The organism is Mycobacterium sp. NPDC003323 (genome assembly GCF_053589535.1).
In genome coordinates this window covers 918,641-944,864 of sequence record NZ_JBSFSB010000001.1, presented here as the reverse complement: position 1 = coordinate 944,864, position 26,224 = coordinate 918,641, and the positions used below count along the sequence as shown (strand labels likewise).

Below are 26,224 nucleotides of genomic sequence, written 5' to 3'. Positions count from 1 at the left end.
CGATGACCAACCCTGAGCAGATGCTCTTCGCCTCGACCGCGCAGGCCTTCCTGGAGAAGGAGGTGCCACTGAGCCGCGTTCGTGAACTGCAGGCGGCCGGGACGTCCTTCGCCCTCGACTGGTGGCAGCGTGCCGCCGAGTTGGGCTGGTCGAGCCTGTTGGTTCCCGAGGAACTCGGCGGCGGCAGCGTCTCCGGTGACGGGGTGGCCGACCTGGCGCTGCTGGCCGAGCAGGCCGGACGCAGTGTCGCACCCGGGCCGCTGCACCCGGTCAGTGTGGTCTTGGCCGGCCTGTCCGAGGCGCCCGACAACCACGAGGATGTCATCGAATCCTTGGTGGCTGGCGAGGCCATCGCCTCCTGGGCGGTATATGAACCGGGACAACACTGGGCACCGCTGACGCCTGCACTGACCGCCACCGCGGTCGGCGATGGTTACCGACTCGACGGCATCAAAGATCGGGTGGAGGCCGGTGACGCCGCCACCATGTTGTTGGTCACCGCATCACTGGAGGGGACCGTCCGCCAGTTCCTGGTCCCGACCGAGACATCCGGGATCAGCGTGGAGGCCCATACCTCGGTGGACATGGTGCGTCGTTATGCGCGAGTGGGCTTCGACGGTGTCGAGGTGCCGGCGACCGCGCTGGTGGGGTCCGCGGAACAGACACCTGCGGTGATCGAGCGACAGCGTCAGATCGCCCTGGTGCTGCAGTGCGCCGAGATCGTCGGGATCCTCGACGCGGTGCTGGCGATGACCCACCAATGGTTGCTGGACCGGCACAGCTTCGGGCGCCCGTTGGCGTCGTATCAGGCGCTCAAACACCGGTTCGCCGATATGAAGCTGTGGTTCGAGGCCGCCCGGGCCACCACGGCCGGGGCCGTCGAGGCGGTCGGCAGCCGCTCCCCCGATGCGCCGAAACTGGTCAGCGTCGCGAAAGCCTATGTGGCCGAACGAGCCCCGGTGATGCTGCAGGACTGCGTGCAGTTGCACGGCGGCATCGGCGTCACGTGGGAACACGATCTGCATCTGTATCTGCGCCGCGTGGCGCTGAACCGGGCGATCTTCGGCTCCCCCGAGGATCATCACCGCGCCGTCTTCGAACTGAGCCGGAAGGTTCCCGCATGACCGACACCGTGACCTCCACCGAAACCGTTGCCGACTTCGCGGGTCGGGCACGCCGATGGCTGACCGAGAATCTGCCGCGCATCGATCCGGAGAATCCGCCGTTCTCGGTGCGCGCCGAGCAGCAGTCCTGGGATCGTGCCAAGGAACTGCAGAAGAAGCTCCACGAGGGTGGATTCGCCGGCATCTGCTTTCCTCGCGAGTACGGCGGGCTGGGACTGGATTACGCGTATCAGAAGGCGTTCAACGCCGAATGCCGGTTCTTCGAGATGCCGCTGATCCTGAACACCCCGTCGTTCACGATCTGTTCGGCGACCATCCTGGACGTGGGCAGCGAGGAGCAGAAGCGCGACCGGATCTCCGCCGCCATCCGCGGTGACGAGATCCTGTGCCAGCTGCTGTCGGAGCCCAGCGGCGGATCGGATCTGGCCGGCGTGATCACCCGCGCCGACCGGGTCGGCGACAAGTGGATCATCAACGGCGCCAAGACCTGGAGCACCAGTGCGTTCGCCGCCGATTACGGGCTGATGCTGGCGCGCACGGACTGGACGGTGCCCAAGCACGAGGGGCTGACCATGTTTCTGGTGCCGCTGAAGGCGCCGGGTATCACGATGCGTCGCATCACCGAGGTCAACGGTAACGAGGAGTTCTGCGAGGAGTTCTTCGACGGTCTGGAACTCGGCGATGACGCCGTAGTGGGTGCGGTCAACGGCGGGTGGACCGTGGCATCTCGTCAGCTGCATCACGAAAGGCGGGCCGTCGGAGGCGGATCGGAGTTCGCCAGCGGTACCGGGGCCGAGAATGCCAGCGAGATGCCGCCCAATCATGTGGCGATCGCCGAGGCCACCGGTCAGGCCGACGATCCGTCGATCCAGAATCTGGGTGGCCGCGCGCTGGTGCGCCGCATCGTCAAGGACCAGCTGATCGAGCACGTGACCAAGTCGATCGCCGACGGGTCGTTGCCGCCGAATGCCGGGACGCTGATCCGGTTGATGCACGCCGAGACCACCGAACTCGAGGTCGACACCGCCCTGGCCATCGCGGGCACCGCCGGTGTCATCGATGAGGGCACCGGCCTGCTGGACATCGGGGTGCGCTACCTGTCGCGCCAGACCGGGTCACTCGGCGGCGGCACCTCGGAGATGGCCCGCAACGTCATCGGCGAACGGATCCTGGGTTTCCCGCGAGAACCGGCCGCCGACCGCGGTGTGCCGTTCAATCAGGTGAAGCGCAACAAGAGCTGAGCTAGAGCGAACTCACCGCGGCCGCAACAAGTCCCACGCTGGTGGCCACGAAAGACAGTAGGCTCACAACCGTGAACAGCCGGGTCTTGGATGCGTTCTCGCTGAACGCCATCGGCAAGAAGAGGGTGGGGTTCAGCAGCGTGCCGATGATGACCAGCACCACGATCCAGGTCGCCAGTTCCGGCAGCGCCAACCCGACGGCGATCAGGATGACGCCCATCATGATGTAGTCCAGGTGCGCCTGCATTATGCGGCGCGGACTGACAATGCCCAGCCGTTTGATCAGGTCGGGTGCGATGAGGTTTGCCGCGACCGCCCACCCCAGCAGGGCGCCGAAGGCCAGTTCGAACAGGCCCACCTTCACCAGCACGCTCATCGATTCACCACATTCTTCTCGTACCAGCGTCGGCCGTGCAGCCGCTGATAGTGCCACACTGCGGCCGGCAGGACTCCGCGCCTGTGCAACCAGAACCGCTGCGGCGCAACGGCGACCGGCTCGCGGCGACCCAGCGTGATATCGGCCAGGACGACGCCTTCACCCTCCTCGCGGCGGCGTTCGGCGAGCACGGCGCCGGCGGCATCGGTGATCAGGGCGCCACCCTCGAAATACCCGCGATAGTTGACGGGCAGCCACGGCATCGGACACACCAATCGACCGACATGCGCGGCGTGCACCACGGGCGCACCGATATAGCGGGCGAAATCGGTTGCGGCCCTGCGTGCCGTCCTCGCATTCGCCGTTTCCATCCGCTGAAACAGGCGTCGCGGCGGCCAGGGCGGAATCGACCACCAACCCGAGCCGGTCATCACCAGATCGACACGGCCGCGCATCCTTCGCACGGTCTGGGTGCGCATCAGCTCCCAGCACACCGCGGCACCGACCTGATGCTCGCCGGCGGTCAGCACACCGTCGTCGCCGCCTCCGGTGTAGATGGCGTTCTCCCACATGGTGGGCAGGTCCTTGTCGTGGCGGCCGGTGATGCCGCTCGGATCGGCCAGCAGGTAGGCGTTGCGGATTTGGCCGTCCTCGTCACGACACAGAAACGAACCGCCCACCATCGCGTCATACCGGCGGGCCAGTTCGCAGAGCAGTTCGGCCGCTTGCCCATCCGGCGGCAACGCCGCGTCGATCAGCTCCGGCAGGAAACCGATGCCGGTGGTGAAAAACTCGGGCAGCGCGATGATCGCGGCGCCGGCGCGGCCGGCCTCGTCGGCGAGGCGTTCGCAGGCGGCCAGGTTCGCGGCGACATCACCGGGCACCGCATCCAGTTGCACCGCCGCTGCCAGCACCATGTTTCGAACGGTACTACAAAAATGAACGCTCCTACAAGGAAGTCAGTCCGTCCGAAGTCCGCGCAGGACGATGTCACGACCGACCGCCAGTACGTCGCGCAGTTCCTGCTCGTCGAGCGCCAGCCGATCGGGTCGCCACCGCGCGGACAACACCCCGTTCCATGCAGACCACAGGAACACCGAAGTCCGGTGGGGATCGGCACAGTGGATCTGACCGGCCTCATGCGCCCGGCGCAGCGCGGCGGCCACATCGCCGACGAGAGCTTCGACCTTGTCGGCTATCCGCTTCTCGATTTCGCCGGCGACCGCGCCGGGCGGTCCGTCGACGGCGCGCAACGCGACCATGCGGAAGTGTCCGGGGTTCTCCAGATTGAACCGGCAGTAGGCGTCGCTGGCGGCGATCAACTCCTCCACCGGGCTACGGCCGCCGCCGTATGCCTGCGCCATCACCTGTTCGTTGATCTCGAGCGCGCGCTCGACCAGCGCGAGGTAGAGATTGTCCTTGTTCCGGAAGTGGTGATAGATCGATCCGACCGCGACGTCGGCCTCCTCGGCGATGGCGTCCATTGTCACCGCGTGGAAACCGCGCTCGGTGAACAGTCGCTGCGCAGCCTCCAGAATGGTCGCCGTCGTGGCGGCGGTGCGCCGGTCCGGACGCCGAGCGGTCGGTCGAGTCACGGATCAAGGCTACGGCGGCGGTCTATCCCCGGATGAACTGCAGCAGATCGGCGTTGATGACGTCGGCGTGTGTGGTGGGCATTCCGTGCGGGAAGCCCTCGTAAGTCTTCAGGACTCCGTTGGGCAGTAGCTCTGCCGACAGGGGCCCGGCATCGGCATAGGGCACGATCTGGTCATCGTCGCCGTGCGTGACAAGCACCGGGATGGTGATCTTCTTGAGGTCCTCGGTGAAGTCGGTCTGCGAGAACGCCACGATGCCGTCATAGTGCGCCTTGGCGCCGCCCATCATGCCCTGGCGCCACCAGTTCTGGATGACGGCCTCCGAGGGCTCGACGCCGTCGCGGTTGTATCCGTAGAACGGCCCCGACGGCAGCGCCCGGTAGAACTCGGAGCGGCTGGCCGCGAGTTGGGCCTGCAGATCGTCGAAGACCTCCTTGGGCAGGCCGCCCGGATTCGCCTCGGTCTTGACCATGATCGGGGGCACCGCCGCGATCAATGCCGCCTTGGCCGCCCGGCTCTCTCCGTGGCGCGCCAGATAGTGCGCGACCTCGCCGCCGCCGGTCGAATGACCGACGTGTACCGCATCGCGCAGGTCCAGATGCTCCACCACCGCAGCCAGATCATCGGCGTAATGATCCATGTCGTGGCCGTCGCTCACCTGGGCGGAACGGCCGTGACCGCGCCGGTCGTGCGCGATCACGCGGTATCCGTGGGACAGGAAGAACAGCATCTGGGTGTCCCAGTCATCGGCCGACAGCGGCCAACCATGGCTGAAGACGATCGGCTGCCCGCTCCCCCAGTCCTTGAAGAAGATCTCGGTCCCGTCGGCGGTGGTGATCGTAGGCATGCGGCGCAGTCTATTCCGCGGGATCACCTTCTGCTTCTCCAATCGAATAGTGTACGAAATAAGCCGCGAAACAACATCTTTCGTTCAGATCGACGGAAAAGGAGTTGTGGGCCCGCGACGATGCCGGTCACCATGGCCTTGTGCCAGATACCGACCGATTCATCGCCGACGGCTTCGTCAAGATCGAGTCGGCCTTCGCCCGCGACCTAGGCTTGAGCTGCCAAGGCCAGCTCTGGCAGACCATCGGCCTCGATCCGGCCGACCCGCAGACCTGGACCGAATCGCTGATCCGGGTCACCAGCATGTCCACCCCGGAATTCACCGCCGCCGCCAACACCGACGCTCTCGTCACGGCTTATGACGCGCTGGTCGGGCCGGGCGGCTGGCGGCCTCGTGTCGGGCTGGGCACGTTCCCGCTGCGTTTCCCGAGTACCGAGCCTGCGCGCGAGGCGGGCTGGCATGTGGAGGCCTCGTTCTATGCCGAGGACGGTATGCGACTGAGCCTGCGCTCCCGCGGCCGTGCACTGCTGATGCTGTTCCTGTTCTCCGATGTCGGACCCGATGACGCACCCACCGAAATCCGCGCCGGGTCGCATCTGGCCGCACCTGAGGTGTTGGCGCGCTACGGGTCCGACGGCGCCCCATGGTTGTCGGTGTGCGAGGAGGTCGTTCCGGTCACCGAGGGTTGCCCCGTCGTGCAGGCGACCGGACGCATCGGTGATGTCTATCTGTGTCACCCGTTCGTCGTGCACACCGGCACCGCCCACCACGGCAGCGTGCCCCGGTTCATGGCGCAGCCACCGCTGGAGCCGACAAGCGAGCTCGATCTGGAGGCCGCCGATCCGAGCCCGGTGGCGCGCGCCGTGCTGGAGGGACTGCGTCAGAACGGTGGCGGGTCGCTGTCGGTGTAGGTGGTGGTGTGGTCGGGGGCTCGGGTCTTCCCGGTCGGGTGTTTGCGGGTGTGTTCGAGTGCGAGTTCGGTTGCGTTGCGGGTGCGTTCGGCGTTGATGCGGTATTCGCGGTCGTGTTTTCGGGTGCGTTGCCGTCGGGGCAGGACGGGTGTGGTGTCGTGGTCGTCGATGAGGCTGATGTGCCGGACCGGCGGTATGGGGATGTCGATGGTGTTGTGTGGGAACAGGACCGCGGCCAGGGGTGCGGCGGTGTAGCGGTGGCCGGTCGGGGAGATCCAGGTGGTGGTGGCGTCGGGGTTGGCTTTCGGGGTCCAGCCGGTGGGCAGGGTTTTGAGCAGGTGGTGTTCGCGGCATAGCGGGCGCAGGTTGGCGGGGTGGGTGGCTCCGGCCGGCCAGGCGACGACATGATCGAGGTCGCAACGGTGGGCTGGTTTTCCGCAGCCGGGGAAGCTGCAGGTCATGGCAGTCATGCGCACGTAGGCGGCGAGCTTGGCCGACGGGCGGTAGCGCGATTCGGAGCCGAGGTCGGCCGGGCTGCTCAGGGGTCGGACTGTGGCGCCGGTGGCGATGAGTTCGGCGAGTAGGTGGGCGGGGATGATGGTGCCGTCGACGGTGATGCCCGCCCCGGCCCCGGGGGGCGACGCCGGTGTTCTCGGAGCCGGTGGTGTCTTTGCGGCGGGTGCGGCCGGGGGTTGCGGCTCGGCTCCGGGTTCGGTGTCGGGGGTGGGTTTCTCGCCGCTGCCGGGGTCTGCGCGAGGCGGGTCCTGGTCGGCGGGTGTGCCTGGTGGTGTCGGGCCGGGTTCTGGGGTGGGTTCGGCGCCGTGTCCGGTGTCGGGCAGTTCATTGGCCAGCACGTAAATGCTGACCGCGGATGCGCGCGGGTCTTTCCCGGAGCCTTCACAGTCGGGGTTCCCGCACAGGCAGGTGAGCCGGTCGGCGCCGGCGGCGAGGGCGGCGGCGGCGTCGGCGCGGCGTTCGCGTTTGGTGCGCGGATCGTGGTCGCACACGCCGTCGGCGAGTTGGTCGAGGCGGGTGTTGGTGATCGCGGCGTCGGTGGCCCGCATGCGTCCCCAGAACGACACGACACCGTCGGGGTCGTCGCTGTCACCGAATTCGATGTAGCGGTCCTTGGCCGCAGCCTTGGACCGGATGACCCCGACCGGGTCGTAGCGGTGGACCCAGTGGTCGACGGCCGTGACCAGCGCTGCTTCGGACAGTGTTCCGTAGCCGGCGGCGTCCTCGGCGATGCCGGCGTCGATGTGTGCCATAGCTTCGGGGTCGGTGACCAGGTGGGTGCGCCAGGTGATCGCACCGATCACCTTGGCCGAGATCGCGCCGGTGGCGAACAGCGCCGCGGTGCGGGGTAGTCGTTGGCGTAGGGCGACGCCGATGCGCATCTGGGTGTTGGTGGCGTGGGGTCCGAGGTTGCAGGCGGCGCTGATCTGGGCTTTGGCCTGTGCCCAGCCGTCGATCAGTGTCAGCGCCGAGTCCTCGTCCTCGTCGTCGCAGTGGCGGGCGGTGACCTCGGCGATCAACGCCAGCCGTTGCGCGGCGGCGGCGGCTTCGGCCCGGGTGGCGGCCGCGACGGCGGTGATGAGCGCTTCGTCACTCAACGCCGCAAGCGTGTCGCGATCGCATACTTCGAACATGTGTTCTACACTACTCGGCCCCACCGACACGGCCGGCGACACTCAACGTCGTGACGGGCGATTCAGAACAGGGTGGGGTGCGCCGGTGCCGCGACTTCGGAGGAAACGGCACCGGCGCCAGCCATGGGCGATCGCCCGGTCAACCCGTACCTGCGCAGCAACGGGGCCGCGCGGGTACAAAGCTCATCGCGGTAGTCCTGGGGCAGATAGGCCCCACTCCGGTACAACCGCCGATACAAGAAGACCTGCTCGGGATGCGAAGTCTGCAACCACTGCATGAACCATCCTCGCGTCGATCCCCGCAGATGCAGGCCGAATACCGTGGCACCGGTGGCACCGGCGTCGGCGATCTGATGCAGCAGCCGATCCAACTGCTCGACCGAATCGGTCAACCCGGGCAGCACCGGCGCGACCATGACGTGACAGTCCAGCCCCGCCTCGCGTACCGCGGAGATCAGCGCCAACCGCGCCTGCGGTGACGGCGTACCGGGTTCGACGGCCTTCTGCAGGTCGGGATCACCCACCGCCAAGGAGATCGACACGCTCGCGCCGGCGCCGTCACGGGCGGCTTCTGCGATCAGCGGCAGATCGCGGCGCAGCAATGTGCCCTTGGTCAGGATCGAGAACGGGGTGCCGGATTGGGCCAGCGCGCTCAAGATGCCGGGCATCAACCGGTAGCGCCCCTCGGCGCGCTGGTACGGGTCGGTGTTCGTGCCCAGCGCCACCGTTTCCCTGGTCCACGACGGTCGCCGAAGTTCACGTGAAAGAACCTCGGCGACATTGGTTTTCACCACGACCTGAGAGTCGAAGTCCGCTCCCGGGTCGAAGTCCAGGTACTCGTGGGTGGGCCGGGCGAAACAGTAGCGGCAGGCGTGTGAACACCCGCGGTAACCGTTGACGGTGTAGCGAAACGGCAGCATGGCCGCGTTGGGCACCTTGTTCAGCGCCGACTTGCACAGGATCTCGTGGAAGGTGATCCCGTCGAACTCCGGCGTGCGCACGCTGCGGACGAACCCCAACCGCGCCAGCCCCGGCAGCGCGCCGTCGTCGACTCGCACCCCCTGGCCGTCCCATCGCATGGCCCTATCGAACAATTGTTCGACAGCGGTTGTCAAGTCGTCGGAAAGACAAACGACCGCCCCACCGGAGTCGGCGGGGCGGTCGGTACCGAACTTGTCGAAGCTAGCGACCTACCACTGGGTGCCCTGGCAGGTGACGCTGTACGGGTTATCGGCGGCGGCGATGATCTGATCGCCGACGGCGATGTCGCAATGCGCGTTCGGGGCACCGACACTGCCCTTGGTGGTGCTGCTCACCTGCAGAATCGCCCACTGCGGATCGGCCAGCGTCGTCTCGAAGACCCACGGCGCCCCGGGGCCGACGTTGATCGTCTCGCGCTTGGCGTAGGTGTAGGCGTCGCTGTTGTAGGCCTCCATGCTGGGCGGCTGCGCCGTCAGATAGAACACCTGGAATTGGTACGGCGCCCCGGACGTCAGCGTGTAACGCACCAACTGGCCTTCCGGCTCGGCATTGGCCGTCGCAGGACTGAATGCGAGGGCGGCACCCGCCACCACCGCTGCCGCGCCAACCGTTGCCCCGATCTTGCTCGTAGCTTTTCGCATGACCAACACATCGCCGGACGCTACCGGATCGTTACAACCACCACTTCAGCACCGCCCGCCGGCGGCCGTGACCCATGAATGGTCAGCGAACACGGATCGAGCAACAGGTTAATTTGTTCGTCACATAGAGAAATTTCACAGAAACCTAGTGCCCCTAACGTGCCGATTCGACACCCAAACGGGTCCGAAAGTTCCGCTCATACAGCGGAACTCGAACGAAAGGCCGTTGATGCCACTTCCCCGCACGACCTCCAAGAGATCTTTCCTGGTAGCAGGAAGCGTCATGGTCACCGCGTCGATGCTGCTCTCCGCCTGCGGTAGCAAGGCCACCGACGAGGGCAGCACTGCCGCCGCGTCCTGCGTGGACACCTCGGGTGACTCCATCAAGGTCGGCTCGCTGAACTCGCTGTCGGGCACCATGGCCATCTCCGAGGTCACCGTGCGGGATGCCATCAAGCTCGCGGTCGACGAGATCAACACCGCAGGTGGCGTGATGGGCAAGCAGATCGAGCTGATCGGCGAGGACGGGGCGTCGGAGCCCACGGTCTTCGCCGAGAAGGCCCAGAAGCTGATCAACAGCGACTGTGTGGCCGCGGTGTTCGGCGGCTGGACCTCCTCGAGCCGTAAGGCCATGCTGCCCGTGTTCGAGGACAACAACTCGCTGCTGTACTACCCCGTGCAGTACGAGGGCCTGGAGTCCTCGCCCAACATCTTCTACACCGGCGCCACCACCAACCAGCAGATCGTGCCGGCGCTCGACTACCTGAAGGAGAGGGGCACCAAGTCCCTCTACCTGGTGGGCAGCGACTACGTGTTCCCGCAGACCGCCAACCGCATCATCAAGGCCTACGCCCAGGCCAACGGTATGGAGATCAAGGGTGAGGACTACACCCCGCTGGGCTCGACCGACTTCTCGACCATCATCAACAAGGTCCGTACGGCCGATGCCGACGCGGTGTTCAACACCCTCAACGGCGATTCCAACGTCGCCTTCTTCCGCGAGTACCGCAACGTCGGCCTGACCCCGCAGGACATGCCGGTGGTGTCGGTGTCGATCGCCGAGGAGGAGATCGGCGGTATCGGTGTGCAGAACGTCACCGATCAATTGACCGCGTGGAACTACTACCAGACCATCGACACACCGGTGAACAACGCGTTCGTCGCCGCCTACAAGAAGGCCTACGGCGAGAACAAGCCGACCTCGGACCCGATGGAAGCCGCCTACGTGTCGGTGTATCTGTGGAAGAACACCGTGGAGAAGGCGCAGTCGTTCGACGTCAAGGCAATTCAGGACAATGCCGACGGAGTCAGCTTCGACGCCCCCGAGGGCAAGGTGACCATCGACGGCGAGAACAACCACATCACCAAGACCGCCCGCATCGGCGAGATCAAGCCCGACGGACTGATCTACACCGTGTGGGAGTCCCCCGCCCCGATCGAGCCGGACCCGTTCCTGAAGTCCTACCCGTGGGCCTCCGGCCTGTCCAGCTGACCGGGGCGAGCGAAGCGACGGGAAATTAGACAGTATGGATGTCCTCATCGGACAGCTGGCAACAGGATTGAGCCTCGGCTCGATCCTGTTGCTGGCTGCACTGGGCCTGTCCCTCACGTTCGGCCAGATGGGCGTCATCAACATGGCGCACGGCGAGTTCATCATGGCCGGTTGCTACACGACCTTCGTCGTCCAGCAGATCGTCTCCAATGCCGGTGCCTCACTGTTGATCTCCTTGGTCATCGGGTTCGTCATCGGCGGCCTGTTCGGTGTGCTGTTGGAGGTGACGCTCATCCAGCGGATGTATCACCGCCCACTGGACACACTGCTGGTGACCTTCGGCGTGGGCCTGGTACTGCAACAATTGGCTCGCGACATCTTCGGTGCACCGGCGGTCAACGTCATCGCCCCGTCGTGGCTGTCGGGCGGCTACGAGATCTTCGGCGCCGTGGTGCCCAAGACCCGCATCTTCATCCTGGTGTTGGCCGTGGCCTGTGTGACCGCATTGGCGATCGCGCTCAAGACCAGCCCGATGGGTCGCCGGATCAGGGCCGTCGTGCAGAACCGCGACCTGGCCGAGACCAGCGGCATCTCCTCTCGCCGAACGGATATCACCACCTTCTTCATCGGCTCCGGCCTGGCCGGCGTGGCCGGGGTCGCACTGACGTTGATCGGCTCCACCAGCCCGACCATAGGTCAGGCGTATCTGATCGATGCGTTCCTGGTGGTCGTGGTCGGCGGTTTGGGCCAGATCAAGGGCACGGTGATCGCCGCGTTCGGGATCGGCTTCCTGAACTCGGTGATCGAGTACAACACCACGGCATCGCTGGCCAAGGTGATCCTGTTCGTGATCATCGTGATCTTCCTGCAGGCACGCCCACAAGGTCTGTTCACCGTACGGACAAGGAGTCTGGTGTGAGAACGATCCTCGGACGTTGGCAGACCTGGGCCGGTTTCGGCGTCGCCGCGGTGCTGCTGTTCGCCGTTGCGCCGATGGCGCTGTCGACCTTCCGACTCGGACTGCTCGGCCAGTTCCTGTGCTACGCGATCGTCGCGGTCGGCATCGGACTGGCCTGGGGCCGCGGCGGCATGCTGGTGCTCGGTCAGGGCGTCTTCTTCGGTATCGGCGGCTACATCATGGGCATGCACCTGAAGATCGCCGATGCCCAGTTCGCCGGTAACGACGTGCCCGACTTCATGCAGATCCAGGGCGTGCGTGAACTACCCGGCTTCTGGGCACCGTTCGCCTCACCGCTGGTGACCCTGGTTTCGATCGTGCTGATCCCGACCGCGATCGCGGCCGCCCTGGGCCTGGGCGTGTTCAAGCGCCGCGTCAAGGGCGCATACTTCGCCATCCTGTCCCAGGCCCTGGCGGCGGCGCTGGCGATCCTGTTGGTCGGCCAGATGAGTCTCGGTGGATCCAACGGGCTCAACGGTTTCCGGACCTTCTTCGGATTCCGCCTGGCCGACCCGGCGAACAAGCAGATGCTGTACTTCATCGCGGCAGGCACCCTGCTGGTGGCCGTCGCGGTGGTGCGCCAACTGATGCAGAGCCGCTACGGCGAACTGCTGGTGGCGGTGCGCGACGGTGAGGAGCGTGTCCGGTTCCTCGGCTACGACCCGGCCAACATCAAGGTCGTCGCGTACACCGCGGCAGCACTTTTCGCCAGCATCGCCGGTGCTCTGTTCGCGCCGATCGTCGGTTTCATCAGCCCGTCACAGGTCGGCATCCTGCCCTCGATCGCGTTCCTCATCGGGGTGGCGATCGGCGGACGCACCACCCTGCTGGGTCCGGTGCTCGGCGCCATCGGCGTGGCCTGGGCGCAGACGTTGTTCTCCGAGCAGTACCCGTCGGGCTGGATCTACGGGCAGGGCCTGCTGTTCATCCTCGTCGTCGGGTTCTTCCCGGCCGGCCTGGCCGGGCTCGCGGTGTTCCTGCGCCGCCGCAGCAAGGGCAAACCCGACGCCGAACCCGAACCTGTCCCCCAACCGGATCCCGACCCGGAACCGGAACCCGAGAAGGCCGGAGCACAGCAATGACCGACCTCACGACCGAGAAGCACCCGGAGCCCACCGCCGGCGGCAACGTCGGGATGGGCACCCAATACCTCGAAGTCCGCGGTCTGACCGTCGATTTCGACGGATTCAAGGCCGTCAGCGATGTCGACCTGACGCTGTTCCAGGGCGACCTGCGCTTCCTGATCGGCCCCAACGGGGCGGGCAAGACCACCGTGATCGACGCCATCACCGGACTGGTGCCCGCCACCGGATCGGTCAGCAAGTCCGGGGTCGAACTGCTGGGCAAGAAGGTGCACAAGATCGCCCGCAACGGTGTCGGTCGCACCTTCCAGACGGCGACGGTGTTCGAGCAACTGACCGTGCTGCAGAACCTCGACATCGCCGCGGGGGCCGGCCGCTCGGCATGGACGCTGCTGCGGCGGCGCTCCGGGATCCTGCCGTCGATCGAGGAGGCCTTGGAGACAACCGGTTTGACCGCGTTGGCGGACAAACCCGCCGGCGTGCTGGCACACGGCCAGAAACAGTGGCTGGAGATCGGCATGCTGCTGGTGCAGAACGCCGATGTGCTGCTGCTCGACGAACCGGTCGCGGGCATGAGCCACGAGGAACGTGAGGAGACCGGAAACTTGTTGCGGCGCATCGGTGGTGAGCGCACGGTCGTGGTCGTCGAGCACGATATGGATTTCATGCGGGCGTTCGCGACCTCGGTGACGGTGCTGGCTCGTGGCCAGGTGATCGCCGAGGGCACGGTGGCCGAGGTGCAGGCCAACCCGAAGGTACAAGAGGTCTACCTCGGTACCGCGGCGGAACTGACCAAGGAGGCCTGATGCTTGAACTCGTCGACGTCCGAAGCGGTTATGGCCGCTCCGAGGTCATCCACGGTGTCACGCTCGAGGTGCCCTCCGACGGGGTGGCCGCGGTGATGGGGCACAACGGCGCCGGTAAGACAACTCTGCTGCGCGCCGCCGTCGGACTGCTCAAATGCAGTGCCGGCAAGGTGATGTTCGAGGGTGAGGACATCACCAAGCTGCGCCCCAGCGCCCGGGTCGCCCGCGGTATCGCCTATGTACCGCAGGGCCAGCAGTCCTTCGGCCAGCTCACCACGGCGGAAAATCTGCAGGTGGTGGCCGACGGCCGAAAGAACGGAAAATCCCTGATCGACGAACAGTTGGATCTGTTCCCGGCGCTCAAGGAGCTGCTGCCGCGGCGCGCCGGGCTGCTGTCGGGCGGTCAGCGCCAACAGCTCGCCATCGCCCGCGCACTGATCACCACACCCAAATGCCTGATCCTGGATGAGCCGACCGAAGGAATCCAGCCCTCGGTGGTCGCCGAGATCGAGGCGGCCATCACCGCGCTGACCCGGCGTGGTGATCTGGGCGTGCTGCTGGTCGAACAGCACATCGGGTTCGCGCTCGAATCCTCGCAGCGCTATTACATCCTGGAGTCGGGGCGGGTGACCTCCAGCGGTACCGGCGGCTCGGCCTCCGAGGCCGAGGTGCGCGCGGCGATGGCCATCTGACGGCACCGCCGTCGTGGCCATCTGAACTAGAGCTCCAACAACACTGTCACCGGGCCGTCGTTGACGAGTTCAACCTGCATGTGGGCACCGAACACGCCCGTGCTGACCGGCGCGCCCAGACCGCGCAGTGCCTCGGCGAAGGCGTCGATCAGCGGTTCGGCGACCGGTCGCGGGGCGGCGGCGTTCCAGGACGGCCGCCGCCCCTTGACGGTGTTGGCGTACAGCGTGAATTGACTGACCACCAGGATCGGCGCGCCGGTGTCGGCAGCGGCCTGCTCATCGTCGAGGATTCGCAGCCGCCAGAGCTTTTCGGCCATCTTCGCCGCCAACGCGGCGTCATCGGTGTGGGTGATGCCGACCAGGGCGAGCAGGCCGTGACCAGAAGGGTTGATCTCCCCCACCGTCGCACCGTCGACGGTCACCCGCGCCGATTTCACCCGTTGCACCAGAACTCGCATGTACCGACCCTAGAGTGTGCCCATGACGCGCATCATCGCCGAGCAGGGCGGTCTGGTGGTGGCCGAGGACGGACAGCACATCGTCGTCATCGATCGCGGTAACGGCGCGGGTGAGATCACCGCATTCGTCCTGCTGATCGTCACCCTGGTGTTCGGCGGATTCGGCGCGCTGGTGCTGCTGACGCCGATCGGTGTGCCCCGCATCGTCGGCGTCGCACTGATCGCCATCGGGCTCGCCACCGGGGCGAGCGTGTACGCGATACTGCGCAAGCTCCGCAGCGCGCGCAACGCCCCACTGGACGCCTTCACTCCGGTCGCGGTATTCGACCGCGAGCAGCGCACCTACCGCGATGTGACCGGACGGCGTGTACCGCTGAACCAAATCCGCATCCACCGGCAGATGCAGCTGACGTCCAGCTCACCGAGGCTGGTGATCACCACCCCGCACGGAACCGATGTGCTCAAACGTGCCAACCCCTTCGGTGGCGGCATCGGCAACCTCGACGAGGTGCTGACCGCCGCGCTGGCCGGCGAGCACAACTGAGGCCGGGCCAGGTATCAACTCCGCCCGGCGCGGGAACCCCTGACACGGCCATCATCGACGATTCCGGCGGAAGGAACACATGCACACTTCACAGCTACGCGGCGCGGGTCCTGCGGTGACGGGCGCGGCACTGATGATGCTCGTGACCGGATGCGGCGAGGATCAGGGTTCGGGCTCCTCCAACCGCGGCTCGGGTTCGCTGACCGAGGAAACCACGGTGGAGAACGCCTATATCGTGCCCGCTTACGTTGCGGGCCGATGCGCGATTCAACTCGATGCCGGCGCCGAGATGCGATTCACGATCACCAACAACCGCTCCACCGCCAGCGAGCGACTGCTGGGGCTGTCGACCGGCAGCGCCGAGATCGTCGAGATCCCGACGCCGGTGGAGATCCCGGCCGCCTCGACCGTCAGCTTCGGCGAGCCGAACGCCGCAGCAGGCGCGGGTGACGCGAGCAGGCCCGCGGTGCGCCTGCAGCGGCTGGACCCGCAGCTGCGGCCCGCCATGTCGACCGAGGTGACCTTCGACTTCGAACGGTCCGGTGAGCTGACCATGCGGGTGCCGGTCGAGGCATGCCCCGTGCAGACCCCGTGACGTCGGCACGCCGATCGCCGAGCGACCATGAAAAGTACACAATGGCGGCGTGTCGGCGTACAGACACGGTCACTCGCGGAAATCAACCCAGCCGGGACAGCACCTCGGTCACAACCGCGTCGTAGGCGACATCAATCTGCTCGCCGTTGGACAGATCCTTGACCCCGACCGTGCCCGCCTCGATATCCCGGTCGCCGGCCACCAGGGCCAGTCGTGCGCCGGAGCGGTCGGCGCCCTTCATCGATGCCTTCAGGCTGCGGTCACCGTAGGCCAGGTCCACCCGAATCCCGTTGGCCCGCAACGCCGCCGCGAGCTTGGCCAGCTCCAGCTTGGCCGTCTCCCCCAGCGGCACGCCGTACACGTCGACCCGGTTGGTCGCACCCACCGACCTGCCCTCGGCCCGCAGCGCCAGCAGCGTGCGGTCGACGCCCAGACCGAAACCGATACCGGAGAGGTCCTGGCCGCCGAGCTGACCCATCAGTCCGTCGTACCGTCCGCCGCCGCCGATACCGGACTGCGCGCCCAGCCCGTCGTGCACGAACTCGAAGGTGGTCTTGGTGTAGTAGTCCAGGCCGCGCACCATCCGCGGATTCACCACATACGGCACGCCCAGTGCATCCAGATGCGCCAGCACCGTTTCGAAGTGGGTCTTCGCGCCTTCGGAGAGGTGGTCGAGCATCAGCGGGGCGTCGGCGGTCATCTCCCGGACGTGGGGCCGTTTGTCGTCGAGCACCCGCAGTGGGTTGATCTGCGCGCGGCGCCGGGTTTCCTCGTCCAGGTCGAGCTTGAACAGGAAGTCCTGCAACAGTTCCCGGTACTGAGGCCGGCAGGTGTCGTCACCGAGAGAAGTGATCTCCAGCCGGAATCCGTCCAGCCCGAGCGACCGGAAACCGGCGTCGGCGACGGCGATCACCTCGGCGTCCAATGCGGGATCGTCGACGCCGATGGCCTCCACGCCGACCTGCTGCAACTGGCGGTAACGTCCCGCCTGCGGGCGCTCGTAGCGGAAGAACGGACCCGAATAGCACAACTTGACCGGCAGCTGGCCGCGATCCAGACCGTGCTCGATGACGGCCCGCATGACGCCGGCGGTGCCCTCCGGACGCAGCGTCACCGAACGTTCCCCACGATCGGCGAAGGTGTACATCTCCTTGCTCACCACGTCGGTGGACTCACCGACGCCGCGGGCGAACAGCGCGGTGTCCTCGAAGATGGGCAGTTCGATATCGCCGTAGCCGGCCCGCCGGGCGGCGCCGAGCAGACCCTCGCGCACCGCGACGAAGGCGGCGGAGTCGGGCGGGAAGTAGTCCGGTACGCCCTTGGGCGCCCTGAATTCAGTCAAAGTCTCAAACCTTCGAGGAATGGATTGCTACGTCGTTCGATGCCGATGGTGCTGCTCGGACCGTGCCCAGGTAGTACCACGGTGTCATCGTCGAGCACCAACAATTTCGTGATGATCGAGTCGAGCAGGGCATTGCCGCTACCGCCGGGGAGATCGGTGCGGCCCACCGACCCCTGGAACAGGGTGTCGCCGGTGAACACCCGATCCTGCACCCGAAAGCACACCGACCCCCGCGTGTGTCCCGGGGTGTGGTCGACCGTCACCGCCAGATCGCCCAGCTCGAGCACCTCACCATCGGTGCCCAGTTCGACCAGTTGCCGAGGTTCGGAGAACACGGCTCCCAGCGTCAGCCTGCCCAGGGTGCCCCACAGACCGCCGGTGGTCAGTCCCTTGACCGGGTCGGTGAGCATCGCCCGGTCCGCCGGGTGGATGAACACCGGGCAGCCGTAGCGATCGGCGATCTTCTGCGCCGACCAGATGTGGTCGATGTGCCCGTGGGTCAGCAGCACGGCCGCCGGCGTCAACCGGTGCTCGTCGAGGATGCGCTGCACCCGCGCCGACGCCGACTGCCCCGGGTCCACGATGACGGCGTCGGCCCCGGCATGCGGCGCCAGCACGTAGCAGTTGCACGCCAGCACCCCCGTCGGGAATCCGGTCATCAGCACGTCGCCAGTTTCCCACGTGGCGTCCGACGACCGGTACTCGCGCGGGTCGCACGGCCCTCACTCAGAATCGCCTGGCACACTCGTTTCCGACGTGGAACGGCGAACGAGGAGGACATCGGCGGTGCCGACCAACGAACAGCGACGGGCAGCGGCCAAACGCAAGCTCGATCGGCAACTCGAGCGCCGGGCCGCGCGCGCCAAGCGGCAGAAGCTCGTCACCATCATCGCCTCGGCGACCGGTGTGGTCGTGGTGGTCGCCGCCGTGGTGGCGGCCGTCGTCTTCATCAACAAGGACTCCGACACCACCGCATCGGCATCGACCACCACCAGCGCGGATCCGAACGCCCCGCAGCCCGTCGCCGACGGCAAACTGCCCGCGTTCGTGGCGCCCGCCGGCCTCGGCCAGGACTGCCAGTACCCGGCGGCCGGCACGGCCAGCAAGCAGGTCGAGCCGCCGCGCACCGGCGCCATCCCGATGGACGAGGCCCAGATCAGCGTCAGCATGGAGACCGACCAGGGCAATCTCGGGCTGATGCTCGACAACGCCAAGGCGCCGTGCACCACCAACAGCTTCGCCAGCCTGGCAGGCCAGGGCTATTTCAACGACACCCCGTGCCACCGGCTGACCACCAGCGACAGCCTGTCGGTGCTGCAGTGCGGTGATCCCACCGGCCAGGGCACCGGCGGCCCGGGCTACCAGTTCGCCAACGAGTACCCGACCAACCAGTACCAGCCCGACAACCCGGCGCTGCAGCAGCCGGTGGTCTACCCGCGCGGCACCCTGGCCATGGCCAACGCCGGTCCCGGCACCAATGGCAGCCAGTTCTTCCTGGTCTACAAGGACTCGCAGCTGCCGCCGGGCTACACCGTGTTCGGCACGATCGACGAGACCGGCCTGGCCACCCTGGACAAGATCGCCGCCGGCGGCGTCGAGGGCGGCGGCCAGGACGGGGCGCCGGCCACCAAGGTGCAGGTGAAGACGGTTCAGCTGGACTGACGATGTACACCCCGCCGGGTGGCCCCTACGGCTACCCACCGCAGTACGGCTATCCGCCACCGGCATCGCGACCCACCAATTCGCTGGCGGTGGCGGCGCTGATCTGCGGGATCCTGATCGCCCCGCTGGGCATCGTGTTCGGCCACATCTCGCTGCGGCAGATCAAACGCACCGGCGAGGAGGGCCGCGGGATGGCCATCGCCGGCCTGGTGGTCGGCTATCTGCTGACGGTGTTCGGTGTGCTGGTGCTCATCATCGCCGTGGTCGCGACCCGGGCGATCGTCGAGGACATCCGCAACTACGACCCGTCCGCGCCGGGCTACACCGCCCGACCGGGCATGGTCGAGGAGCTGCCGGCGTTCGACCCGCCGGAGACGCTGGGGTCCAACTGCCAGTACCTGCCGACACCCGAGGAGGCCAGCAGGCCGGTCGACCCGCCCCGGATGGGCCGCGTTCCGCGGACACCGGCAACGGTGGAAAGCGAGATCACCACCGACAACGGCATCATCGGCATCCTGCTGAACAACGGGCAGGCGCCGTGCACGGTGAACAACTTCGCCAGCCTGGCCGCGCAGGGCTACTTCGACGGGACGAGCTGCCACCGGCTGACCACCTCGGCCGACCTGCGGGTACTGCAGTGCGGCGATCCGGCCGGCACGGGCACCGGCGGGCCGGGCTACCAGTTCCCCAACGAGTACCCGACCAACCAGTTCCGGCTGACCGACCCCGCCATCCGGACCCCGACGCTGTACCCGCGCGGCACGCTGGCCATGGCCAACGCCGGCCCGGGCACCAACGGCAGCCAGTTCTTCCTGGTCTACGAGGATTCGCAGCTGCCGCCGACCTACACCGTGTTCGGCACCATCGACGCCAGCGGCCTGGACGTGCTGGACCAGATCGCCGCCGGCGGCGTCGCCGACGGCAGCGACGACGGCGAACCGGCCACGCCGGTGACCATCGACTCGGTGCTGGTGCAGTGATGCTCGCCGGCGGATTCCTGCTCTTCATCGGACTGTCCGCGCTGGTGTCCGCCGGAGTCCTGGCCCGACGGGTCTGGCAGGTCCGGTCCTATGTCGCGGTGCGCGGGCGGGTCGTGGCCCGCGGTCTGGACGCGGCCGATCCGACCGAGGCGGGCGGTGACGCGCAACGCTACGAGACGGCGGTGCGCTACGAATACACCTTCGGCGGCACCGTCTACACCGGCGAGCGGCTCACCCCCGTCACCGGTGCGCGGATACGCTCCAATGCCGCACGCGATCTGGCCCGGCTACCCGACGAGGTGACGGTCTACGTCAATCCCGCCGATCCCGCCGACTCGGTGCTCGGCCGGGCCGGGTTCGGCCTGACGCTGACCGCCGCGGCGGCCGGTGTCATCGCCGTCCTCATCGGGACGGCGCTGATGGTCGACTAGACCGTCACGCCGCGGCAGCCGGATTGCGGCTCACGCCGCGGACGTGACGCGGTAGACGTCGTAGACACCCTCGACATTGCGCACCACGTTGAGCACATGACCCAGATGCTTGGGGTCACCCATCTCGAAGGTGAAGCGACTGATGGCAACCCGGTCGTTGGACGTGGTCACCGACGCCGACAGGATGTTGACCTTCTCGTCGGCGAGCACCCGGGTGACGTCGGAGAGCAGCCGGTGCCGGTCGAGCGCCTCGACCTGGATGGCCACCAGGAACACCGAGGACGGCGACGGCGCCCAGTGCACCTCGATGATCCGTTCGGACTGCTCCTGCAGCGACTCCGCATTGGTGCAGTCGGTGCGGTGCACGCTCACCCCGCCGCCGCGGGTCACGAATCCCATGATGGTGTCCCCGGGCACCGGGGTGCAGCACTTGGCGAGCTTGGTCAGCACGCCGACCGCACCCGGCACCGACACGCCCACATCGTCACTGGTGCGCTGGCGCACCGGCATGGTCGCCGGGGTGGACCGCTCGGCGATCTCGTCCTCGGCCTCCTCGTCCCCGCCGAACTGGGCCAGCAGCCGCTGCACCACGTGCCGGGCCGAGGTGTGTCCCTCTCCCACGGCCGTGTACAGCGCCGACACATCGGCGTAGTGCAGTTCGCGGGCCAGCGTCGCCATCGAGTCCACACTCATCAAGCGCTGCAAGGGAAGTCCGCCGCGGCGCACCTCGCGGACGATGGCGTCCTTACCGGCCTCCAGCGCCTCCTCGCGACGCTCCTTGGCGAACCACTGCCGGATCTTGGCCTTGGCGCGCGGCGACACGACGAAGGACTGCCAATCCCGCGACGGGCCGGCGTTGGCGGCCTTGGAGGTGAACACCTCCACCTGATCGCCGTTCTCCAGCTTGCGTTCCAGGGCGACGAGCCGGTGATTGACCCGGGCGCCGATACAGCGGTGCCCGACCTCGGTGTGCACGGCATAGGCGAAGTCGACCGGTGTCGAGCCGGTGGGCAGGGTGACGACGTCACCCTTCGGGGTGAAGACGAAGATCTCCTGGACCGCAAGGTCGTAACGCAGCGACTCCAGGAACTCCCCGGGGTCGGCGGCTTCCCGCTGCCAGTCGAGAAGTTGGCGCATCCAGGCCATCTCGTCGATCTCGGCGGCGGTGTGCCCGGCCGGTAAGCCGTTGCGCCCCTTGGCTTCTTTGTAACGCCAGTGCGCGGCGATGCCGAACTCGGCGGTGTCGTGCATGTCGATGGTGCGGATCTGCACTTCCAGCGGCTTGCCCTCGGGGCCGATGACGGTGGTGTGCAGCGACTGGTACACCCCGTAGCGCGGCTGGGCGATGTAGTCCTTGAACCGGCCGGCCATCGGCTGCCACAGCGAATGGACCACGCCGACGGCGGCATAGCAGTCACGCATGTCATCGCACAGGATCCGCACGCCGACCAGGTCGTGGATATCGTCGAAGTCGCGGCCCTTGACGATCATCTTCTGGTAGATCGACCAGTAGTGCTTGGGCCGGCCCTCGACCGTGGCGTTGATCTTCATGGCCGCCAGCGAGGAGCCGATCTCGGCCCGGACCCGGGCCAGGTAGGTGTCGCGCGACGGCGCCCGGTCGGCCACCAGCCGGACGATCTCCTCATAGCGCTTGGGATGCAGGATGGCAAAGGACAGGTCCTCCAGCTCCCACTTCACCGTCGCCATGCCGAGTCGATGCGCAAGCGGGGCAATGACTTCCAGCGTCTCGCGGGCCTTGCGGGCCTGCTTCTCCGGCGGCAGGAAGCGCATCGTGCGCATGTTGTGCAACCGGTCGGCGACCTTGATCACCAGCACGCGCGGATCGCGCGCCATCGCGATGATCATCTTGCGGATGGTCTCGCCCTCGGCGGCGGTGCCCAGCGCCACCTTGTCCAGCTTGGTCACCCCGTCCACGAGGTGGCCGACCTCACTGCCGAAATCTCCTGTCAGCGCCTCCAGCGCGTACCCGGTGTCCTCGACGGTGTCGTGCAGCAGCGCGGCCACCAGCGTCGTGGTGTCCATACCGAGCTCGGCCAGGATGTTGGCCACCGCCAACGGATGGGTGATGTAGGGGTCGCCGGAGCGGCGCAACTGGTCGGCATGGCGCTGCTCGGCGACATCGTAGGCGCGCTGCAGGATCGCCAGGTCGGCCTTGGGGTGGAACTGCCGGTGCACCGCCACCAGCGGTTCCAGCACGGGATTGACCAGGCTGCGCTGCGATGTCATCCGTCGGGCCAACCGGGCCCGCACGCGCCGCGACGCGCTGATCTTCGAGGTGTCCGGCTGCGTGCCGTCGCCCGCCGGCGCGGATTGCACCGCCTGACCGGTACCGGGGTCGTCTGCCACGTTCACCTCCTCGCCATCTTCGGACTTCGAGGATATCCCTCAGCCGGTGATGAGACTGGTGACCGGCAGTGGTTGTACCGCCGCGCGCCCATTCAGTGCCACCAACTCCAACACCACCGCGGCGCCGGTGACCCGGGCCCCGGCCTTCTGCAGCACCGCGGCGGCGGCGGCCAGCGTGCCGCCGGTCGCCAACACATCATCGATCACCAGAACGCTGCGGCCGGCCAGATCGATACCGTCGGCGGGGATCTCCAGCGTCGCCGAACCGTATTCGAGGTCGTAGTGCACGGTGTGCACCGGCGGGGGCAGCTTGCCGCCCTTGCGCACGGCCAGCACCCCGGTGCCGCGGCGCAGCGCGACCGCCGCACCGAGCAGGAACCCGCGGGCGTCGACGCCGGCGATCAGATCGGCCCCCTCGGCCGCCTCGGCCAGCGCGTCGGTGAGGGCGGCCAGGCCCTGCGGGTCGGCCAGCACGGGAGTCAGGTCCTTGAACTGCACACCGGGGCTCGGGAAATCGTCCACCTCGCGGGTCAGCCGATTGATCAACGCAGCGGTATCGCTCACGAGAGGGTCCACCGATCCATGTTCCATCCTGCTCCCCATCGGGTCGGATTGCTGCTGACGGCGCCCACCTGCTTGGAGGTCAGCAGGGTGCGCTGCTGACGGTACAGCGGCAGGGTGGGAACGTCCGCCCAGAGGATGGGTCCGCTCTCGGCCAGCAGCCGGGCCAGTTCCTTGGGGTCGGCCGTGACCACCAACGCGTCGATGATGCCGTCGATGCGTTCGTTGCTGTAGCCGGACAGGTTGTTGCCGTTGCCGGTGTGCAGGTCGTAGGCGTCCAGCGCCGACGAACCGGTGGAACCGCTGCCGGCCGCGCCACCGGTGCTGGCGATCAGCACGTCGATGGTGTTGTCGCGCAGGCTTTGCGGGCCGACGACGTCATCGGCGGCGTCGGTCACCGTGATGCCGGCCGGGGCGCATGCTTGGGCGATCGCCCCGACGGTGGCCGCCAATCGCGGGTTGGGGCTCTGGTAGCCGATCCGCACGGTCAGCGGCTGGTTGTTGAGCGCCAGCCGCGCGCCCGCGATGTCCGGGACCACGAACTGTCCTGCCGCACCGGCACTCTCGGCGGCCGACAGGGCGTCCTCGGCGGTCGGGCTGAGCCGGGCGTTGGCGATCGGTACCTGGGCGTTACGCGCGATGTTCTCGCGCGGCGTGCACAGCGACAGCGCCCGCCGGTTGGGCGGTGCGGCCATCGGTCCCTGCGCTGAGAAGATGAGCTGCTCGATGCCCGCCGACGGTGTGTCCGTGCGGGTATAGCCGGCGGGCAGGTTCAGCGTGCCCGAGGAACCGGCCGCGATATCGACGACGTCGAAGGATCCGTTGTTGATCCGGTCCTGGATGTCGGCCCCGCGCGCCCATACCGTCACCCGGGGCGCGGCCGGGGCGGCGCCCCACCACTTGTCGTTGGCGATCAGCGTCACCGCCCCGTCGTCGGTGACGGATTCGATCTTGTAGGGACCCGACGACGGCAGCTTCTTCACATCGGTGTCCGGACCGAGGTCCCAGCTCGAATTCCACGCGGCGGCGATGCGGTCCAGCGCGGGGAGGTCGGGAGCCTGCACGGCCCGGGTCACGCCGCCCTCGCCGAGCCCGAGCTCGTCGGCGATGACATGTGAGGGCATCAGCGAGGTGGCACCGAAGAGCTGACCGTAGTCGACGATCCCGCGGTCCTGGGCGAAGGTCACCCGGGCCTTCTTCTGACCGGGCACGCAGTCCACCGTCGCGATATCGCGGTAGCCGGCGCTGCTGGCGGCGTCGAAGGCCGGGAACCGGCCGGACTGGGCAGCCCAGGTCAGCACCATGTCGTCACAGGTGATCGGTTTGCCGTCGGAGTACACCGCGTCGGCGTTGATCTCGTAGTCCAGGATCAGCGGCGCGCGGCCGACCACGGCGACGGTGCCGTAATCGCGGTCGCTGACGGTCTGCCCGTCCGGGCCGCGGTAGGTGAAACCGGTCAGCACCCGGGCGAACGCCTGCGGACCACCCGAGGCGGCGCCGTTGACGGTGTTGGCGTTGTAGGTGGTGAGCATTCCGTCGACGGCGTAGTCGATGACGTCGTCGGAGCCCGCAGAGCAGCCGGCCAGCACCAGGGCCGCCGACATCGCCAGGCTTGCCGCAGCACCCGCCCGGCCGGTCACGCGCCGAGGCATTAGGTCCGCCGTTTGCCCGACGGTCGGTTGGGACGCAGCGGCTTGGCTCCCGGCGACGGCTTGTCCGGTGCCGGGGCCGCGGGTGCGCTGACCTCGACGGCCGACGCGTCCTCGACCGCGTCCTCGGACTCGTCGAGTTCGACCGCGCCACCGGTCTTGGCCGCGACGGCCGCCCGCCGCCGCATCACCTTGCGGGTGTGGTTGCGCACCAGTTCGGTGCGCTCACGCAGGCTCACCAGCAGCGGGGTGGCGAAGTAGATCGACGAGTAGGTGCCGACGACCACGCCGACCAACTGCACCAGCGCCAGATCCTGCAGTGTGCCCACACCGAGCAGCCAGACCGCCACGACCATCAGCGCCAGGATCGGCAGCACCGAGATGAAACCGGTGTTGATCGACCGCATGAAGGTCTGGTTGATGGCCAGGTTGGCCTGCTCGGCGAAGGTGCGTCGGGTGGTGTGCTCGAAACCTGCGGTGTTCTCCTCCACCTTGTCGAACACGATGACGGTGTCATACAGCGAGAAGCCGAGGATGGTCAGCAGGCCGATCACGGTGGCCGGGGTGACCTCGAAGCCGACCAGGGCGTAGAAGCCCGCGGTCACCACCAGGTCGAAGACCAGCGTCGCCAGTGCGGCGATCGCCATGTACCGCTCGTAGCGCACGGTGATGTAGATGGCCGCCAGCACCAGGAACACCACCAGGGCGATGAGCGCCTTCTGGGTGATCTGCCCGCCCCAGGTGGACGACACCGCGGAATCGCTGATGGCCTGCTTGCTGGGCTGGCCGTCGGATCCCTTGGGTGCGAACGCGTCGAACAGTGCGGTGCGCAGCTTCTCGGTGTCCTCGTTGGACAGCGTCTCGGTACGGATCTGGACCGTCGCCGACGGGCCGTTGCCGACGATCACGACGGTCTCGGGCGGGCTGCCGAAGGTGTCGCTGTAGACGGTCTCCACCTGTTCGGTGGTCGCCTGCCCGTTGGCGCCGTCGACCGGCATGGACACCTTGGTGCCGCCCTCGAAGTCGATGCCCAGGGCGAAGCCGCGCAGCAGCATCGCGAGCAGGCACACGAGCACGATGACACCGCTGACGGCGTACCAGAGTTTGCGCTTGCCGATGACCTCGAAGGCGCCGGTGCCCGTGTAGAGGCGGACGAAGAACCCGTGCTGCGGCGTGGATCCGGTGCCGGTCAGTTCGACCGCTTCGGTGCTCTCGGCGCTGGAATGTTTGGCCGACATCT

The 26,224-nt window shown here is 67.4% G+C and carries 27 protein-coding genes; 13 read left to right on the top strand and 14 right to left on the bottom strand.

Annotated features, from left to right (window positions below):
- Positions 1–2: 2 nt before the first annotated feature.
- Both ACWDUN_RS04410 and ACWDUN_RS04405 read left to right on the top strand, forming a co-directional pair.
- Positions 3–1,124 (top strand): acyl-CoA dehydrogenase family protein, encoded by a 1,122-nt coding sequence (locus tag ACWDUN_RS04410; protein ID WP_449925048.1) that lies wholly within the window; start codon positions 3–5, stop codon positions 1,122–1,124.
- Entirely contained in the window at positions 1,121–2,365 is a 1,245-nt protein-coding gene (locus tag ACWDUN_RS04405; RefSeq protein ID WP_449925045.1) for an acyl-CoA dehydrogenase family protein, read from the top strand. The genes ACWDUN_RS04410 and ACWDUN_RS04405 overlap by 4 nt, the downstream gene beginning before the upstream one ends.
- Before the next feature lies 1 nt (position 2,366).
- Here the strand turns inward: ACWDUN_RS04405 and ACWDUN_RS04400 are convergent, their stop codons facing one another.
- Genes ACWDUN_RS04400 through ACWDUN_RS04385 form a run of 4 tightly spaced genes read right to left on the bottom strand, consistent with a single transcriptional unit; the run spans position 2,367 to position 5,183 of the window.
- On the bottom strand, positions 2,367–2,741 hold the full coding sequence (locus ACWDUN_RS04400; protein WP_449925042.1) for a hypothetical protein: 375 nt from the start codon (positions 2,739–2,741) through the stop codon (positions 2,367–2,369).
- The gene (locus ACWDUN_RS04395) at positions 2,738–3,658 is read right to left on the bottom strand and encodes a carbon-nitrogen hydrolase family protein (protein ID WP_449925039.1); all 921 of its coding nucleotides are present in this window, start codon (positions 3,656–3,658) and stop codon (positions 2,738–2,740) included. Before ACWDUN_RS04395 ends, ACWDUN_RS04400 begins: the two co-directional genes overlap by 4 nt.
- Positions 3,659–3,700: 42 nt before the next feature.
- Positions 3,701–4,336 (bottom strand): TetR/AcrR family transcriptional regulator, encoded by a 636-nt coding sequence (locus tag ACWDUN_RS04390; protein WP_449925037.1) that lies wholly within the window; start codon positions 4,334–4,336, stop codon positions 3,701–3,703.
- A gap of 22 nt (positions 4,337–4,358) precedes the next feature.
- Positions 4,359–5,183: an alpha/beta fold hydrolase gene (locus ACWDUN_RS04385; RefSeq protein WP_449925034.1), complete on the bottom strand. Its 825-nt coding sequence runs from the start codon at positions 5,181–5,183 to the stop codon at positions 4,359–4,361.
- Between the two features lie 140 nt (positions 5,184–5,323).
- On the opposite strand from ACWDUN_RS04385, the gene ACWDUN_RS04380 reads away from it, so the two are divergent.
- The gene (locus tag ACWDUN_RS04380) at positions 5,324–6,094 is read left to right on the top strand and encodes a phytanoyl-CoA dioxygenase family protein (RefSeq protein ID WP_449925031.1); all 771 of its coding nucleotides are present in this window, start codon (positions 5,324–5,326) and stop codon (positions 6,092–6,094) included.
- On the opposite strand, the gene ACWDUN_RS04375 is transcribed toward ACWDUN_RS04380, so the two are convergent.
- The 3 genes from ACWDUN_RS04375 to ACWDUN_RS04365 form a co-directional block, all read right to left on the bottom strand.
- Positions 6,064–7,743, bottom strand: a complete 1,680-nt coding sequence (locus tag ACWDUN_RS04375) for a DUF222 domain-containing protein (protein ID WP_449925028.1) — start codon at positions 7,741–7,743, stop codon at positions 6,064–6,066. The two genes, ACWDUN_RS04380 and ACWDUN_RS04375, sit on opposite strands and share 31 nt — an antisense overlap.
- 62 nt (positions 7,744–7,805) lie before the next feature.
- Positions 7,806–8,822, bottom strand: coding sequence for an Rv2578c family radical SAM protein (locus tag ACWDUN_RS04370; protein WP_449925025.1), 1,017 nt, complete (start codon positions 8,820–8,822; stop codon positions 7,806–7,808).
- 111 nt (positions 8,823–8,933) lie between these two features.
- The gene (locus ACWDUN_RS04365) at positions 8,934–9,365 is read right to left on the bottom strand and encodes a hypothetical protein (protein WP_449925022.1); all 432 of its coding nucleotides are present in this window, start codon (positions 9,363–9,365) and stop codon (positions 8,934–8,936) included.
- A 283-nt stretch (positions 9,366–9,648) separates the two neighbouring features.
- Here ACWDUN_RS04365 and urtA point away from each other — a divergent pair, with 283 nt between their 5' ends.
- Genes urtA through urtE form a run of 5 tightly spaced genes read left to right on the top strand, consistent with a single transcriptional unit; the run spans position 9,649 to position 14,395 of the window.
- A complete protein-coding gene (gene urtA, locus ACWDUN_RS04360) occupies positions 9,649–10,857 on the top strand; it encodes an urea ABC transporter substrate-binding protein (protein WP_449925019.1) in 1,209 nt (402 codons plus the stop codon).
- Between the two features lie 34 nt (positions 10,858–10,891).
- Positions 10,892–11,776, top strand: a complete 885-nt coding sequence (urtB, locus tag ACWDUN_RS04355) for an urea ABC transporter permease subunit UrtB (protein ID WP_449925016.1) — start codon at positions 10,892–10,894, stop codon at positions 11,774–11,776.
- Complete coding sequence (urtC, locus tag ACWDUN_RS04350) at positions 11,773–12,897, top strand: urea ABC transporter permease subunit UrtC (RefSeq protein WP_449925013.1); 1,125 nt, start codon at positions 11,773–11,775, stop codon at positions 12,895–12,897. Before urtB ends, urtC begins: the two co-directional genes overlap by 4 nt.
- On the top strand, positions 12,894–13,703 hold the full coding sequence (gene urtD, locus ACWDUN_RS04345) for an urea ABC transporter ATP-binding protein UrtD (RefSeq protein ID WP_449925010.1): 810 nt from the start codon (positions 12,894–12,896) through the stop codon (positions 13,701–13,703). Before urtC ends, urtD begins: the two co-directional genes overlap by 4 nt.
- On the top strand, positions 13,703–14,395 hold the full coding sequence (gene urtE / locus ACWDUN_RS04340) for an urea ABC transporter ATP-binding subunit UrtE (protein ID WP_449925007.1): 693 nt from the start codon (positions 13,703–13,705) through the stop codon (positions 14,393–14,395). The genes urtD and urtE overlap by 1 nt, the downstream gene beginning before the upstream one ends.
- A gap of 26 nt (positions 14,396–14,421) precedes the next feature.
- Here the strand turns inward: urtE and dtd are convergent, their stop codons facing one another.
- On the bottom strand, positions 14,422–14,853 hold the full coding sequence (gene dtd, locus ACWDUN_RS04335; RefSeq protein WP_449925005.1) for a D-aminoacyl-tRNA deacylase: 432 nt from the start codon (positions 14,851–14,853) through the stop codon (positions 14,422–14,424).
- Between the two features lie 22 nt (positions 14,854–14,875).
- On the opposite strand from dtd, the gene ACWDUN_RS04330 reads away from it, so the two are divergent.
- Both ACWDUN_RS04330 and ACWDUN_RS04325 read left to right on the top strand, forming a co-directional pair.
- Positions 14,876–15,397: a hypothetical protein gene (locus ACWDUN_RS04330; protein WP_449925002.1), complete on the top strand. Its 522-nt coding sequence runs from the start codon at positions 14,876–14,878 to the stop codon at positions 15,395–15,397.
- A 79-nt stretch (positions 15,398–15,476) separates the two neighbouring features.
- The gene (locus ACWDUN_RS04325) at positions 15,477–15,992 is read left to right on the top strand and encodes a hypothetical protein (protein ID WP_449925000.1); all 516 of its coding nucleotides are present in this window, start codon (positions 15,477–15,479) and stop codon (positions 15,990–15,992) included.
- A gap of 82 nt (positions 15,993–16,074) precedes the next feature.
- Here the strand turns inward: ACWDUN_RS04325 and hisS are convergent, their stop codons facing one another.
- Together hisS and ACWDUN_RS04315 are read right to left on the bottom strand one after the other, a co-directional pair.
- A complete protein-coding gene (gene hisS, locus ACWDUN_RS04320) occupies positions 16,075–17,334 on the bottom strand; it encodes a histidine--tRNA ligase (protein WP_449924998.1) in 1,260 nt (419 codons plus the stop codon).
- The gene (locus ACWDUN_RS04315) at positions 17,331–17,999 is read right to left on the bottom strand and encodes an MBL fold metallo-hydrolase (RefSeq protein ID WP_449924995.1); all 669 of its coding nucleotides are present in this window, start codon (positions 17,997–17,999) and stop codon (positions 17,331–17,333) included. Before ACWDUN_RS04315 ends, hisS begins: the two co-directional genes overlap by 4 nt.
- Before the next feature lie 121 nt (positions 18,000–18,120).
- Between ACWDUN_RS04315 and ACWDUN_RS04310 the strand changes: the two genes are divergently transcribed.
- From ACWDUN_RS04310 to ACWDUN_RS04300, 3 genes are read left to right on the top strand one after another with little or no spacing between them, the layout of a single operon-like run.
- Complete coding sequence (locus ACWDUN_RS04310) at positions 18,121–18,996, top strand: peptidylprolyl isomerase (RefSeq protein ID WP_449924992.1); 876 nt, start codon at positions 18,121–18,123, stop codon at positions 18,994–18,996.
- 2 nt (positions 18,997–18,998) lie between these two features.
- Positions 18,999–19,976 (top strand): peptidylprolyl isomerase, encoded by a 978-nt coding sequence (locus tag ACWDUN_RS04305; RefSeq protein ID WP_449924989.1) that lies wholly within the window; start codon positions 18,999–19,001, stop codon positions 19,974–19,976.
- Positions 19,976–20,407: a DUF3592 domain-containing protein gene (locus tag ACWDUN_RS04300; protein ID WP_449926253.1), complete on the top strand. Its 432-nt coding sequence runs from the start codon at positions 19,976–19,978 to the stop codon at positions 20,405–20,407. The genes ACWDUN_RS04305 and ACWDUN_RS04300 overlap by 1 nt, the downstream gene beginning before the upstream one ends.
- A gap of 30 nt (positions 20,408–20,437) precedes the next feature.
- On the opposite strand, the gene ACWDUN_RS04295 is transcribed toward ACWDUN_RS04300, so the two are convergent.
- The 4 genes from ACWDUN_RS04295 to secF form a co-directional block, all read right to left on the bottom strand.
- Positions 20,438–22,744 carry a RelA/SpoT family protein gene (locus ACWDUN_RS04295; protein WP_449926250.1) on the bottom strand — a complete coding sequence of 769 codons (2,307 nt, stop codon included), beginning with the start codon at positions 22,742–22,744 and terminating at the stop codon, positions 20,438–20,440.
- Positions 22,745–22,813: 69 nt separating this feature from the next.
- Complete coding sequence (locus ACWDUN_RS04290; RefSeq protein ID WP_449924986.1) at positions 22,814–23,365, bottom strand: adenine phosphoribosyltransferase; 552 nt, start codon at positions 23,363–23,365, stop codon at positions 22,814–22,816.
- Positions 23,335–24,987: an ABC transporter substrate-binding protein gene (locus ACWDUN_RS04285; RefSeq protein ID WP_449924983.1), complete on the bottom strand. Its 1,653-nt coding sequence runs from the start codon at positions 24,985–24,987 to the stop codon at positions 23,335–23,337. Before ACWDUN_RS04285 ends, ACWDUN_RS04290 begins: the two co-directional genes overlap by 31 nt.
- Positions 24,987–26,222 (bottom strand): protein translocase subunit SecF, encoded by a 1,236-nt coding sequence (secF, locus tag ACWDUN_RS04280; RefSeq protein WP_449924980.1) that lies wholly within the window; start codon positions 26,220–26,222, stop codon positions 24,987–24,989. The genes ACWDUN_RS04285 and secF overlap by 1 nt, the downstream gene beginning before the upstream one ends.
- Positions 26,223–26,224 lie beyond the last annotated feature (2 nt).

Bases quoted from the DNA above. Each gene is read 5' to 3' on its own strand.
- ACWDUN_RS04375 (WP_449925028.1), bottom strand. From the start codon at position 7,743: ATGTTCGAAGTATGCGATCGCGACACGCTTGCGGCGTTGAGTGACGAA.
- secF (WP_449924980.1), bottom strand. From the start codon at position 26,222: ATGTCGGCCAAACATTCCAGCGCCGAGAGCACCGAAGCGGTCGAACTG.
- ACWDUN_RS04400 (WP_449925042.1), bottom strand. From the start codon at position 2,741: ATGAGCGTGCTGGTGAAGGTGGGCCTGTTCGAACTGGCCTTCGGCGCC.
- ACWDUN_RS04395 (WP_449925039.1), bottom strand. From the start codon at position 3,658: ATGGTGCTGGCAGCGGCGGTGCAACTGGATGCGGTGCCCGGTGATGTC.
- ACWDUN_RS04325 (WP_449925000.1), top strand. From the start codon at position 15,477: ATGCACACTTCACAGCTACGCGGCGCGGGTCCTGCGGTGACGGGCGCG.
- ACWDUN_RS04370 (WP_449925025.1), bottom strand. From the start codon at position 8,822: ATGCGATGGGACGGCCAGGGGGTGCGAGTCGACGACGGCGCGCTGCCG.
- urtD (WP_449925010.1), top strand. From the start codon at position 12,894: ATGACCGACCTCACGACCGAGAAGCACCCGGAGCCCACCGCCGGCGGC.
- ACWDUN_RS04365 (WP_449925022.1), bottom strand. From the start codon at position 9,365: ATGCGAAAAGCTACGAGCAAGATCGGGGCAACGGTTGGCGCGGCAGCG.
- ACWDUN_RS04290 (WP_449924986.1), bottom strand. From the start codon at position 23,365: ATGGAACATGGATCGGTGGACCCTCTCGTGAGCGATACCGCTGCGTTG.
- ACWDUN_RS04285 (WP_449924983.1), bottom strand. From the start codon at position 24,987: ATGCCTCGGCGCGTGACCGGCCGGGCGGGTGCTGCGGCAAGCCTGGCG.
- urtE (WP_449925007.1), top strand. From the start codon at position 13,703: ATGCTTGAACTCGTCGACGTCCGAAGCGGTTATGGCCGCTCCGAGGTC.
- ACWDUN_RS04300 (WP_449926253.1), top strand. From the start codon at position 19,976: ATGCTCGCCGGCGGATTCCTGCTCTTCATCGGACTGTCCGCGCTGGTG.
- urtB (WP_449925016.1), top strand. From the start codon at position 10,892: ATGGATGTCCTCATCGGACAGCTGGCAACAGGATTGAGCCTCGGCTCG.
- ACWDUN_RS04330 (WP_449925002.1), top strand. From the start codon at position 14,876: ATGACGCGCATCATCGCCGAGCAGGGCGGTCTGGTGGTGGCCGAGGAC.
- ACWDUN_RS04305 (WP_449924989.1), top strand. From the start codon at position 18,999: ATGTACACCCCGCCGGGTGGCCCCTACGGCTACCCACCGCAGTACGGC.
- ACWDUN_RS04410 (WP_449925048.1), top strand. From the start codon at position 3: ATGACCAACCCTGAGCAGATGCTCTTCGCCTCGACCGCGCAGGCCTTC.
- ACWDUN_RS04385 (WP_449925034.1), bottom strand. From the start codon at position 5,183: ATGCCTACGATCACCACCGCCGACGGGACCGAGATCTTCTTCAAGGAC.
- dtd (WP_449925005.1), bottom strand. From the start codon at position 14,853: ATGCGAGTTCTGGTGCAACGGGTGAAATCGGCGCGGGTGACCGTCGAC.
- ACWDUN_RS04405 (WP_449925045.1), top strand. From the start codon at position 1,121: ATGACCGACACCGTGACCTCCACCGAAACCGTTGCCGACTTCGCGGGT.
- urtA (WP_449925019.1), top strand. From the start codon at position 9,649: ATGGTCACCGCGTCGATGCTGCTCTCCGCCTGCGGTAGCAAGGCCACC.